The sequence below is a fragment of the Streptomyces sp. NPDC059009 genome (assembly GCF_042740175.1).
Taxonomy (GTDB): domain Bacteria; phylum Actinomycetota; class Actinomycetes; order Streptomycetales; family Streptomycetaceae; genus Streptomyces.
On record NZ_JBHYJB010000004.1, the window covers coordinates 209041 to 221625 of the forward strand.

Annotated in this window: 5 protein-coding genes and 1 CRISPR repeat array; all 5 genes read left to right on the forward strand. The window is 69.7% G+C overall.

The window, feature by feature from the left end; translation table 11 throughout:
• Nucleotides 1-973 precede the first annotated feature (973 nt).
• Complete coding sequence (locus tag ACFWYM_RS06075; protein ID WP_384830636.1) at nucleotides 974-2194, forward strand: IS701 family transposase; 1221 nt, start codon at nucleotides 974-976, stop codon at nucleotides 2192-2194.
• A 1529-nt stretch (nucleotides 2195-3723) separates the two neighbouring features.
• A CRISPR array of direct repeats spans nucleotides 3724-4299; the repeat unit is 26 nt; unit sequence TCTCCCCGCCGACGCGGGGGTGTTCC.
• Between the two features lie 32 nt (nucleotides 4300-4331).
• Entirely contained in the window at nucleotides 4332-4511 is a 180-nt protein-coding gene (locus ACFWYM_RS06080) for a DUF6233 domain-containing protein (RefSeq protein ID WP_384830842.1), read from the forward strand.
• A 3727-nt stretch (nucleotides 4512-8238) separates the two neighbouring features.
• Nucleotides 8239-9558, forward strand: a complete 1320-nt coding sequence (locus ACFWYM_RS06085) for a hypothetical protein (protein WP_384830640.1) — start codon at nucleotides 8239-8241, stop codon at nucleotides 9556-9558.
• Nucleotides 9559-9996: 438 nt separating this feature from the next.
• Nucleotides 9997-10302: a hypothetical protein gene (locus tag ACFWYM_RS06090; RefSeq protein WP_384830643.1), complete on the forward strand. Its 306-nt coding sequence runs from the start codon at nucleotides 9997-9999 to the stop codon at nucleotides 10300-10302.
• A gap of 207 nt (nucleotides 10303-10509) precedes the next feature.
• Nucleotides 10510-10983 carry a hypothetical protein gene (locus tag ACFWYM_RS06095; RefSeq protein ID WP_384830646.1) on the forward strand — a complete coding sequence of 158 codons (474 nt, stop codon included), beginning with the start codon at nucleotides 10510-10512 and terminating at the stop codon, nucleotides 10981-10983.
• The last annotated feature ends 1602 nt before the right edge of the window (nucleotides 10984-12585 follow it).

A 12585-nucleotide genomic window follows, 5' to 3' on the forward strand; every position in this document is an offset into this window, starting at 1 on the left:
GACGGATGTGGTCGCGGTTCTCCCCGCCGACGCGGGGGGGCGTCCTCTGGGTCCACGTACGGGACCTGGATCCGGTTCTCTCCGCCGACAGGGGTGCTCCGTGGTCGGCGTCGTGCATGCGATTGATCATGCGGTGCTCCGCGCCGATGTGGGGGTGTTCCGGAGGTGGGCGCGGTTGCTGGCCGCGACGTGGTTCTCCCCGCCGACGCGGGCGTGTTCCGCGGCCTGCCGCCGGGTCAACGACCCTTCCCTGGTTCTCCCCGCCGATGCGAGGGTGTTCCGCCGCGGCTGCGCGTGATCGAAGGCGAGGCCGCGTTCTCCCCGCCGACGCAGGGGTGTTCCATCGCCGCAGTACAGCAGTACCGTCGGCCTCCGGTTCTCCCCGCCGACGCGGGGGTGGTCCGTGGATTGCCCCGGCATAGGGGGCCCGGGAAGCGTTCTCCCCGCCGACGCGGGGGTGTTCCGCTCAGCTCCGCAGTGCGTATGTCGGTGGCGATGTTCTCCCCACCGACACGGGGGTGTTCCGGGCAGCGCGGGCGCCCTCGTCACCGCCCTGTCGTTCTCCCCGCCGACGCGGAGGTGTTCCGCTCACGTCGACGGGTGCGGGCGCTGTGAACGCGTTCTCCCCGGTGACACGGGGGTGTTCCGAAGCTCGGGCGCTGCCTGGAGTGCTTCGACGGGTTCTCCCCGCCGCCGCGGGGGTGGTCCGATGGAGGGCCTGACTCTCCCAAAGTCAGGCGTGTTCTCCCCGCCGACGCGGGGGTGTTCCGCGGATCGTCGGGCCGAGCCGGAACCGTACGGGGTTCTCCCCGCCGACGCGGGGGTGTTCCGCTAGGAGATTAGTACTCCAGTGGCACTTCACCATTCCCGCTGGTCAGAGGCGGTCCTTCGAGCCTAGTGGGCTGACGTTGCCTCAGGGGCCGGTTCGAGGAAGCTGACGTGGACGGCTGTCTGAGTCGGGCAGGGTCGGGGCATGATGGCGGACTTCGTCACAGGACGTTGGAGTGCCGAGCTTGAGGACCTGTTCTTGCGGGTGAGTGGACGGTTCGGCCGGGTTGAGGTGCGGCGCCGGATGCGGGATTACGTGCGGGGCCTGCTGGGCCCGGTCGGCCGCAAGAACAGCTGGCAGTTGGCCGAATACGCCGGTCACAACGGGCCGTACGGGCTGCAGCACCTGCTCTCGCGCAGCAGATGGGACCCGGACGAGATCCGGGACGACGTGCAGGAGTACGTGGCCCAGCGCCTCGGTGCCCCGGACGGCGTTCTGATCGTGGACGACACCGGGTTCCTCAAGAAGGGCGTCGTCTCCGCCGGGGTACAACGGCAGTACTCCGGCACGGCCGGGCGGACCGAGAACTGCCAGATCGGCGTCTTCGCCGCCTACGCCTCCGGCCGGGGGCGGGCGCTGGTGGACCGGGAGTTGTATCTGCCCAAGTCCTGGACGAGTGACGAAGACCGCTGCCGAGCCGCCCGCATCCCCGCCGACCGCGGCTTCGCCACCAAGGGCGAACTCGCCCACACCCTGGTCCTGCGGATCGCCTGGGTGACCGCGGACAGTCTCTACGGGCAGGAGTGGCGCTTTCGCCACCTGCTCGAACAGGCCCAGGTCGGCTATGTGCTCGCGGTGCCCAAGTCCCAGCAGATCAAGTCGCTATTGGGGGTCTGGCGCATCGACCAGCTCATCGATGATGCCCCCGCCGATGCCTGGCAGCAGCTGTCGGCCGGTGACGGTGCTAAGGGCCCGCGTGTCTATGACTGGGCCGCGGCGAGGCCGCCCGTGAACATCGTCTTCGACCCCGATCCGCCCACGCACGAGCGGTGGGTGCTGGCCCGCCGCAGCCTCAAGCGTCCCGATGAGATCGCCTACTACCTGGCCTACGCGCCCGTCGGCACCACGGTCGCGAAGCTGGTGGCCGTCGCCGGCTCGCGCTGGGCGATCGAGGAATGCTTCCAGGCCGCCAAGGGCCAGTGCGGCCTCGACGAGTACGAGGTGCGACGTTATCCGGGCTGGTATCGGCACATCACCCTGGCCATGCTCGCGCATGCCTTTCTAGCCGCCATGACCGCGGACGCCGTCGAAAAGGGGGCGGCAGAAACGACGCAGCCGACCTGGCCCCGCTCACCGTGGCGGAGGTCCGGCGCCTGCTGGCAGTTGTCGGCCCCCGCCCCTCGCACCTCGGTGTCGGCGCACTGACCTGGTCGCGCTGGCGCAGACGCCACCAGGCCGTCGCCCGCGCCTGCCACTACCGCAGACGCACCCGCGCCTGAAACAGCTTCCTCGAACCAGCCCCTGAGGCAACGTCAGCCCACTAGGCTCGAAAGACCGCCTCTGACCAGCGGGAATGGTGAAGTGCCACTGGAGTACCTAGGTGCCCTGACCTCATCCCGCGTTCTCCCCACCGACGCGGGGGTGCTCCGCAACACCGCCAGCGCCCACCCAACGACTTCCCGTTCTCCCTGCCGGCGCGGGGGTGTTCTGCCTCCGGCGGTCTCGCCGCCCTGCCGTACAGCGTTCACCCCGCGGACGCGGGGGTGTTCCGGCAGGCGAGGACTACATTTTCTGGCTGGACGCGTTCGCCCCGTCGACGCGCAGGTGTTCCGCCATCGGAGGTGCTCACGAACTCGTTGCGCAGGTCCTCCCGCGGACGCAGGCGTGCTCCGTTCGCGGAGCCGCGCGAGGTGACGTGGGAGACGGTCTCCCCACCGATGTGGGGGTATTCCGGAGCTCGCCCTCGGATGCGTTGTCCGGGTCGTTCTCCCCGCCGACGCAGGGAAGTTCCGCTCCGCGCGAGCGTTGATGGGGGTGGTGTGGCCTTCTCCCCACCAACGCAAGGGTGTTCCGAGCCGTGAGAGAGCCTGGTTCAGGGAGCTGGCGTTCTCCCCGCCGGCGCGGGAGTGTTCCGACGGCCGCTTCCTATACCGGCATCGTCGCCTCGTTCTCCCCGGCGACGCGGAGGTCTACTGGCAGCGTTCAGATCGTTGTGTCCGTGCCCAGGGTTCTCCCCGCCCGGGGTGCCGCCGAGCGGCGACGGCGCCGTCCTGCCCGTGGGGTTCTCCTCGCCGACGCGAGGGTGTTCCGTCGGGTTCGCCGTCCAGTGCCTGGACCAGGGCGTTCTCCCCGCCGACGCGGGGGTGTTCCGATGAGCAGGTGGTGGGTCGAGCCGAGAATGGGGTTCTCCCTGCCGACGCGGGGGTGCTCCGCGGATCAGCCTCGACCGCACCATGGGCGAGGCGTTCTACCCGCCGACGCGGGGGTGTTCCGCGTCGGGGGCCGAGGCGGAGGCGGTGGTGGGTGTTCTCCCCGCTGACGCGGGGGTGTTCCGGCCGCCGCGTACACGATCGCTGCGGTGGGCTTGTTCTCCCCGCTGACGCGGGGGAGTTCCGCCGGTGTAGGCAGCGTGGGCGGCCTGCATGGAGTTCTCCCCGCCTACGCGGGGGTGTTCCGGCGCCTTGGTGGTCGCGGAAGTCCACGTCGAAGTTCTCCCCGCCGAGGTGGGGGTGTTCCGGTTCGCGGCACGGCCCCGGCGGAACTGTGGGAGTTCTCCCCCGCCGACGCGGGAGTGTTCCGGCCACGGTCGCGCCAGTCAGCAACCACGCGATGTTCTCTCTGCCGACGCGGGGGTGTTCCATGGGAGGCGAGGCGCTCGGCGCCGTCGATGGTGTTCTCCCCACCGTGGTCGGGGTGTTCCGCTGATGACGCGGCTCGTCGCCGAACTCGGAGAGTTCTCCCTGCCCGGCGCGGTGGCGTCCCGCAGGTCATCACCCTGGAAGACGCCACGTTCGAGTTGTCCCCGCCGACGCGGGGGTGCTCCGGTCAGCCCGTGCGCGTCGACCTCGCGGTCGAAGTTCTCCACGCCGACGGGGGGTGTTCCGAGCACCTCAGCGACGAGGCCCGAGTTGCCGCCGTTCTCCCCGCCGACGCGGGGGTGTTCCGTACGGCCTGGAGATCTGGCTGCCGGACCAGGAGTTCTCCTCGCCGACGCGGGGGTGTTCCCAGTACCCGGTGATGGGCCACAAGGACTGCACCGTTCTCCCCGCCGACGCGGGGGTGTTCCCAGCGGCAGCGCGGGGGTGCCGAGCACTACTTCGTTCTCCCCGCCGACGCGGGGGTGTTCCGCTCCGCGTAGCGCTTCGCGAGACTCGCATCCGGTTCTCCCCGCCGACGCGGGGGTGTTCCGTTGGCCTCGGACGCGGTCCCGACCGTCACCTAGTTCTCCCCGCCGACGCGGGGGTGTTCCGACGACGACGGCCTGCGCGCCGCTGCTCGTCTGGTTCTCCCCGCCGACGCGGGGGTGTTCCGCCCCGTCGCCCCGCCGCCTGCCCCGGACTGGCTGCCCGAGGTCGGTACCGGCGTCGACAAACTGCCCGTGACCGTGGACATCGGTGGCTGCCACATGACCGGACAGCGTGTGAAGGGCATCAGCCCTGACCAGGCCGTGCGGGCGCTCACCGAAGGCATCGAAGCCTGCACGCACTGCCGACCAGACAGCGAGCTCGGTGTGCTGGACTAGCCAGCCCTCCCAGGGCGGCGGCGTATCCGGTACGTCACCCAGGCCCCGAGGCCGATGACAGGAAAGAGGACCATGCCGACCTGAACGATGGCGAAGATCCCTGCTATCAGGAACGCGAGGACCAGTTCCCATATCGACGGATCCTGATCCACGTCTCGCCCTCCTGGAGAACACGGCACGCCTGTGCCAGTCCAGACGCTCGCGCGCCCGCGCCGGTTCCTCGGCATGCTGGAACTACCAATCGGCAGCACCCTAGAGAGATGAGTCTCCCCGCCGACGCGGGGTGTTCCGGACGTGGTGGTGGCGACCTTGATGTGGTCGGGGTTCACCCCGCCGACACGGGGGTGTTCCGGGCATCGAGACCGGCAGCGGCCTGCGGATGAGGTTCTCTCCAACGACGCGGGGGTGTTCCGTCGCTGCCGTGGGAGACGGTCACGTGGGTGCTGTTCTCCCCGCCGACGCGGGGGGGTGTTCCGCGCGCGCCTCGCGACTGCCCGACCTGCCGAGCGTTCTCCCCGCCGACGCGGGGGTGTTCCGGTGTCTCGGGAGACCGTAACGCGTTCCAGCCGGTTCTCCCCGCCGACGCGGGGGTGTTCCGGTGCTGGGGGACCCGGACATGACCAAGAGCGTGTTCTCCCCGCCGACGCGGGGGTGTTCCGTTGTTGGTCACGTCCGGTGGCGCGGCCTTCTTGTTCTCCCCGCCGAACGCGGGGGTGTTCCGTTGCCGAGCAACGCGGTCTTGCCCGCGCCCATGTTCTCCCCGCCGACGCAGGGGTGTTCCGCTCAACACCGGGGCAGGGAGCGCCGTTCTGGCGTTCCCCCCGCCGACGCGGGGGGGGTGTTCCGACAGCCTCCTCCTGGTCCTCGTCCTCCTCCTGGTTCTCCCCGCCGGCGCGGGGGTGTTCCGCTCATCGGCTCTCTCGACCCGGTCGTGGCGAAGTTCTCCCCGCCGACGCGGGGGTGTTCCGCTCGCCGACGCGAAGGCGCGACTCAACCTGCCGTTCTCCCCGCCGACGCGGGGGTGTTCCGCAGCTGGTCGACCTGCGCACGGTCGTGGCGAAGTTCTCCCCGCCGATGTGGGGGTGTTCCGACGACCAACTGGTGCCCGTGGTCGGTGATCTCGTTCTACCCGCCGACGCGGGGGTGTTCCCAAGGGCTCGATCGTCGCCGCAAGCGCCGCGCTGTCTCCCCGCCGACGGGGGGTGTTCCGATCCGCCACCCGCTTGGGAGGATCACCCGTGCGTTCTCCCCGCCAACGCGGGGGTGTTCCGCGGCCTGCCGCCGGGTCAACGATCCTTCCCTGGTTCTCCCCGCCGATGCGAGGGTGTTCCGAACACGATGCTGCCGCTCCAGAGCCTCTTTACGTTCTCCCCGTCGACGCGGGGGTGTACCGGCCCGGGACGGCCATCCCGAGCCCTTCGCAGCGTTCTCCCCGCCGACGCGGGGGTGGTCCGGTGGGCCAGCGATGGGCCCGCTTGAGCACGTCGCTCTCCCCGCCGATGCGGGGTGCTCTGGCAAAGCCCGGGGCGCCGTCCAGGGCAAAGGCATCCTCCCCACCACTGCAGGGGTGCTCCGAACGTCGTCAACATCATCAACATGTTCGGGATGTTCTCCCCGCCCACGCGGGGGTGCTCCGTACCAGGGGATGCCGCCATATCCGGAGACTCAGTTCTCCCCGTCGGCGCGGGGGTGCTCTGACGCAGGACGGCAAGGCGCCCGCACTCGAACTGTTCATCCCGCCGACGCGGGAGTCTTCCGTCGGATTCGCCGTCCAGTCCCTGGACCAGGCGTTCTCCCCACCGAAGCGGGGATGTCCCTGCCCAGCGCGGCGCCATCTTCGGGACCACAGGGCTGCCCCGCCATTGCGGGGATGTTCCGGTAAAAGGGGAAGGACTCCGAGTCGTCCTCACGTTCTCCCCAACGCAGGGAGCTCCGGTGATCAGCCCCCGCTCGGAGTTGTGCGCGCTACTTTCCCCGCCAACGCGGGCATGTTCCGTCGAGCCGCTGGTACTTGGGCCAGCCCTGGTCGTTCTCCCTGCCGACGCGGGGGTGTTCCGCCGCCGGGCTGCGGCTTGCCCGAAGCTGCGTGGTTCTCCCCACTGACGCGGGGCTGTTCCGTGGCAGCACCCCGTTGTGCTGCCCGAGCCGGGGTTCTCCCCGCCGACGCAGGGGTGTTCCGCCGATGAGGTCGCCGGGCTTGAGGTCCTTGCGGTTCTCCCCATTGGCGCGGGGGTGTTCCGCTGAGACTGCGCACCGCGTCCGTGCTGACGTCGTTCTCCCCGCCGACGCGGGGGGGGGTCCGATCCACACGGTGGTGGCCGGGTCGTAGTAGTCGTTCTTCCCGCCGACGCGGGGGTCTTCCGCAGGTGGCGTCATGAGCACTCCCGGGATGGTCGTTCTCCCCGCCGACGCGGGGGTGTTCCGTGGGGCGTGTTCATCTCCAGCCCTGAGGGCGGGTTCTCCCCGCCGACGCGGGGGTGTTCCGTAGTCGGCGCCGCCGGACCCCTTGACCTCACCGTTCTCCCCGCCGACGCGGGGGTATTCCGGTCCGTAATCCTCCGTGGCCTGCCGCGTGCGCGTTCTCCCCACCGACGCGGGGGTGTTCCGCGAGCCTCTGCGGCCCGCTGCGAGCGGGGCGGGTTCTCCCCGCCGACGCGGGGGTGTTCCGATCGGCCACCGGGGGTCATCGCGCTTGCCCTCGTTCTCCCCGCCGACGCGGGGGTGTTCCGGTGATCGGAGTTGGCGAGCGGCTCTTCATGCCGTTCTCCCCGCCGACGCGGGGGGTGTTCCGCCCGCGAGCAGGCCCTCACCGCGCACGACGCGGTTCTCCCCGCCGACGCGGGGGTGTTCCGGTCCAGGAACCCGTCATCGCCCTGCGGGTCCGGTTCTCCCCGCCGACGCGGGGGTGTTCCGTTGGTACAGCGTGCGGAACTGCACCGCAGGCGGTTCTCCCCGCCGACGCGGGGGTGTTCCGTGGGATGTGGCCTATGCCCCGCCGCACGGCCAGTTCTCCCCGCCGACGCGGGGGTGTTCCGCCAACTGGGGCGAGCGTCATGTACGGGAAGGCGTTCTCCCCGCCGACGCGGGGGTGTTCCGGCGCCGTTGCGGCCCAGGTCACTCAGCACGTCGTTTCCCCCGCCGACGTGGGGGTTTTCCGCCGTCCTGGTGCCTCACCGGCAAGACCCGCATGTTTGCCCCACCAATGTGGGGGTGTTCCGTCGTACCAAGTGATCTCGGCAACCGGCTCGGTGTTCTCCCCACCGACGTGGGGGTGCTCCGGAAGAGGTTACGGCGGGGAAGGCTCGGGGGATGGGCCACCCGGTGGTGGACGTGCTCGCCTGGGATGACCTCAAGCAGCCCCTCCCGATCAAATCCGTCAGCCTGCACTCCTGCTTCAATGCCTCGCTCCATGGATGGCGCAGCTGGGCGGACAACGTGGGCTACGACATCGACTGGAATAATCCCGAACGCCCCCTGCGGGCCCCTGCAACCGTGCGACCGCCGGGCGGGCGGCGTGTTCCGTCGCCTCATCGATCCACGCCTCCCCGGAAAACGGCCTGTTGCCCGCCCCGGCCGCTGGGCGGCGGCCCGGCCGGGGACCGACCCTATGATCCCGCCACCTCACTGCCCAGCATGTGGCCGGAACCCTCGTTCTCCGCTGGCTGCGGCACGCCGGACACTACCGTGATCGTTTTGACGGGACATCGACGAGCGGGGACCAAACGGCATGAGGAGCACCCAAGTACTGGGCAGGACAGCGCGGTTGGCGGCAACGGCCCTGGCGGCGGTGAGCATGGTGACCGCCTGCGGTGGCGGTGGAGACGATGCCGCCGACAAGACGCCGCCGAAGACCACCCAGGACAAGCGCGCTCCGCGCCCGGTGCACGACCCCCCGCGTAAGTTCGCCATGAAGGCTGGCACGGTGATACCGAAGGAGGCGACGACGGGCCGGCTGACCGGCGGCCGCCTGGATGAGGACCTGCCGGTGGCCCTGTACCGGCAGACGGCGTTCGTGGCCGCGCCGGACGCCGTGCTCGCGGTGGACACCGTCACCGGAAAGACCGTCAAACGCCTCACCCCCAAGGGCGCTCCCTTCCAGGACGAGGCCGAGAAGCTGGCCAACACCACCCCGGCCGCTGCTCCCTTGGTCGTGCAGGACGGCAAGCAGAGCGCGGTGGTCGCCCCGTTCCTGGTCAAGGTGACGGGGAGCGGCACGCAGGCCAGCCACACGGCCGCCGAGGTCACCGGAGTCGATGCCACCTCGGCCCGGCGGCTGTGGAGCATGCCCATCCGGCTGCCGAAGTGGGTCAGCGAAACCACGAGCCAGGTGACCGCGGCCGTGGTGGGATCGGTCGACGGCACGGTCGTGGTGAGCGTCGCCGCCAGCGACCAGGCGGTGTCGTACGGTCTCGACATGGACGCCCGCCGCCTGCTGTGGACGAAGCCCGACTACCGGGCGAAGACGGTCGCCGGGCGCACGATGGTGGGCGAGTCCATCACGGACGTCGGCACCCACCGGCGGGCCGTTGGCTACGACGCCGTCTCAGGACGGGACCTGTGGAAGGGCGTTGACAGCGACTCCCTGGAGATCCAGGGCGCCGGGCCGCACCTGGTCACCGCGTACGGCAGCGAGTACGACAGCGGGGACCGCTATGCGCAGCTCCTGGACGCCCGCAACGGCTCGGTCAAGGCCAAGCTGACCGACGGCCCGTCCAGCCGGACGTGCCGGTATGACGCGAAGGACACGCTCGTGTGCGGCGGCCTCGGGACCACCCAGCAGGAGGCGACGGCACTGGACGCGCGCACCGGCAAGACCCTGTGGCGGCTCCCGGATCAGAGCGCCGACCGGATCGCCCCGAAAGTCACCGCCGTCTGGCACGGCTGCGTCTACGGAACGACGGACAGCGGCGCCGTCGTGCTCAACGCCCGCAGCGGTGAAGACGTCTCCGCGCGCGCCGGAGCCGCGCCCGTGCTGGTGAACGAGTCCGTGGGCCTCGCCCTGGACAAGCGCGGCGACCAGCTGATGGCGTACCCGACCACCGGATAGCCCCCAGCAGCCCGACGCGGAGGTGTTCCGCAGAACCTGTTCGCCCCGCCGACGCGAGGGTGTTCCGCACAAGAGCACTGCGCGCGGGATTGCCTCCAAGTTCTCCCCGCCAACGTGGGGGTGTTCCGAAGGGCGCGATCGTCGCCGCGAGCGCCGCGCTGTCTCCCTGCCGATGCGGGGATGTTCCGATGTTCTGGCTGCCGGAGACGGATGCCAGGCTGTCTTCCCCGCCGACGCGGGGGTGTTCCGTGAGCAGGCTGAGGCAGCCGTGACCGACCGGACACCAAGCCGCCTGACGACCCTGTGAACTATGCCGAGCTCGAGCAAGTCCGCGCCCCACTCCGCCGATATAGCGCCAACCGGGCAACGGGAAGGGGCACTGAGGGTGCGCCGTCGGCTACTGTCACCGGCAGCGGATCACAGGGGCCGGGGGGAGACATGATCAGAAGCTGGTACACAGCACTCGGCGTCAACGTACTCCTCGGCGTTCCCGGCATCATCCCAATCTGGATGCTCTACTGGATGGTCATGACGGTGGGCGAGTCGCCTTCTGAGGAATTCGGCGACGACCCCTCAGCCACGCTCGTCTTCCTTGGCCCCATGGTCGCCGCCTGTGCCGTCCTCTGGGGGATCGCCAACCTTCCACTCGCACGCCGCAGTCAACTCATTGGCTTCTGCTACTGGCTCCTCGCCCTCACCGGCACACTCCTCCCAGCCGCCATCACCATGGCCATCTGGTTGTAACCGCACCCCCACCCAAGTGGGCAGGGGCCGCGCTATCGTCGGAGGCGAGATCGCACCCGCGGAGGTCGCCGTGGGTTAGATCCGCCGACAGCACATCCCCGCCATCGAAGGCGACTCGGACCTGTCCGATCGCCCTCCGAGGGAACGGCGTCTGACACCTGTGAATCTCGATGCCGAAGGTATCGCCAAGTGAGGTAGAAGGGCGGCATGGATACCGCCGTACTTGAACAGATGCTGAACGAGGCAGTCGATCACGCCGTCGTGTACCACGGATACACCAACTACATGCGCGACTACGAGGTCATCGTCGATACGACGGCCGCTCCCCGTGCCGATATCACGCCGTCCCACCTGCGGTATCTCTTCAGATACTGCGTTGAGACACGGTGCAAGACGTCAGTGCCGGCGGAGACCTGGCGGGGCTCTTTGGACGACCGGCTCATCGAGCACGAAACTGGTGACGGCCTCGACGGATACGTCTGGGGCGTGAAGTGGCACTGCCTATACCCAGGAGCCAAGCTCCTTCCCGAGTCGGAGGCGACGCGGCGCTGGTCGAAGGCTCTCGGGATCGACTTCCACGAGGTAAGCGTTGAGACCAACGCGCACAATCTGACCTTGCTCTTCTCTGACCTTCAGGTGAGCGAAGTGCCGGTTGGATATGCGCCGTTCGTCGCGGAGTAGGCATCAGAGGCCGTGTGATCTTGCGACTGGTACGCGTCCGGGTCGTTCTTCCTGTCATGGGGCGGGGTGATCTGAGTGATGCGGAGTGGGGCGTTCTCCCCGCCGACGCGGGGGTGCTCCTACCGCGGGCCGCTCGGGGAAGCTCGACCTCCTGTTCTCCCCGCTGACGCGGGGGTGTTCCGATCCCGCCGACCACGGTGGCGGGGTGTGACAGGTTCAACCTGCCGACGCGGGGTGTTCCGCAGCACGACGTCACCGACTGGGCGGGCCTCAAGTTCTCCCCGCCGACGCGGGGTGTTCCGTGTGCGCAGGCGCTCGCTGAGCTCTCTCTGGCGTGTTCTCCCCGCTGATGCGGGGTGTTCCGTTCCGCGTCAAGTGGTGGGCCGGCGAGTACCTGCTCTCCCCGCCGACGCGGGGGTGCTCCGTTGCCGAGGTCCCTCTCCATCTCCAGGCCGGGGTTCTCCCCACCGACGCGGGGGTGCTCCGACATGCGAGTTGTGCCGGTGTCCCATCTCACGGTTCTCTCCGCCGACGCGGGGGTTCCGCGGCTCCGTGTAGTCGTCGACGTGGGGGTGTTCCGATCTGGGAGATGGGCCAGTTCCCCACAGGCGTCTTCTCCCCATCGACGTGGGGGTGTGCCGCGGCGATCCGGCCCGGTGAACTCGACGACGGTGCACTCCCCGTCAACGTGGGGATCCGCTGTCGGTCCTCTCCGGCAATCTGGCAGTGGCGCGCTCCCCACCGACATGGGGGTGTTCCGAACACGTAGCGCCGCTCCTGGAGATACTGCAATTCTACCCACCGATGCGGGGTACTCCGGTCTTGCCCTGGTACACAGACACCCACCGGTCGTTCTCCCCGTCGACGTGGGAGCCCGGCTCAATGCCAAGCCCGGAGTTCACTCCCCCGGTCCTCTCCGCCCACGCGCGGGTGTTCCGCCGCGGCAGGTGTCGCCGCTGCGCCGGTTCGCGTTCTCCCCGCCGACACGGGGGTGTTCCGGTCGCCGGACGATCTTTCATCGTCCAACATCTGTTCTCCCCGCCGATGCGAGGGTTCCTCTGTCGGCGTTGGGCCCGAATTGGTCCTGGTCGTTCTTCCCGCCGATGCGGGGGTGCTCCACACTGGACGATCCGGGAGGGCCAATGGACCGAGTTCTCCTCGCCGAAGCGGGGGTGCTCCGCGGCTGCACCTGGAGTTGTCCGCGAAGTACCGGTTCTCCCTGCCGATGCGGGGGTGTTCCGGTCGGCCGGTGCCCGAACGGCCCGGACCAGTAGTTCTCCCCACCGACGCGGGGGTGTTCCGACGCGGTCTCCGGCCACCGTCCACGGAGTGCCGTTCTCCCCGCCGAGGCGGGGGGGTCCATAGTCCGATCCAAGCGCGACCTCGGCGCTTCCGCTCTCCCCGCCGACGCGGGGTGCTCCGACGTTCGCGTTGTGGTCGTGGATGGGGCCGGTGTTCTCCCCGCCGACGCGGGGGTGTTCCGACCACGAAGGCCGCGGCGGTCCTGCGCAACATGTTCTCCCCACCAACGTGGGGGGGGCCGTCCACCTTCGCCGCCCGCTACCCATACAGGCTGCTTCTCCCCGCTGAGGCGGGGGTGTT

Bases quoted from the DNA above. Each gene is read 5' to 3' on its own strand.
- ACFWYM_RS06075 (WP_384830636.1), top strand. From the start codon at position 974: ATGATGGCGGACTTCGTCACAGGACGTTGGAGTGCCGAGCTTGAGGAC.
- ACFWYM_RS06085 (WP_384830640.1), top strand. From the start codon at position 8,239: ATGAGGAGCACCCAAGTACTGGGCAGGACAGCGCGGTTGGCGGCAACG.
- ACFWYM_RS06090 (WP_384830643.1), top strand. From the start codon at position 9,997: ATGATCAGAAGCTGGTACACAGCACTCGGCGTCAACGTACTCCTCGGC.
- ACFWYM_RS06095 (WP_384830646.1), top strand. From the start codon at position 10,510: ATGGATACCGCCGTACTTGAACAGATGCTGAACGAGGCAGTCGATCAC.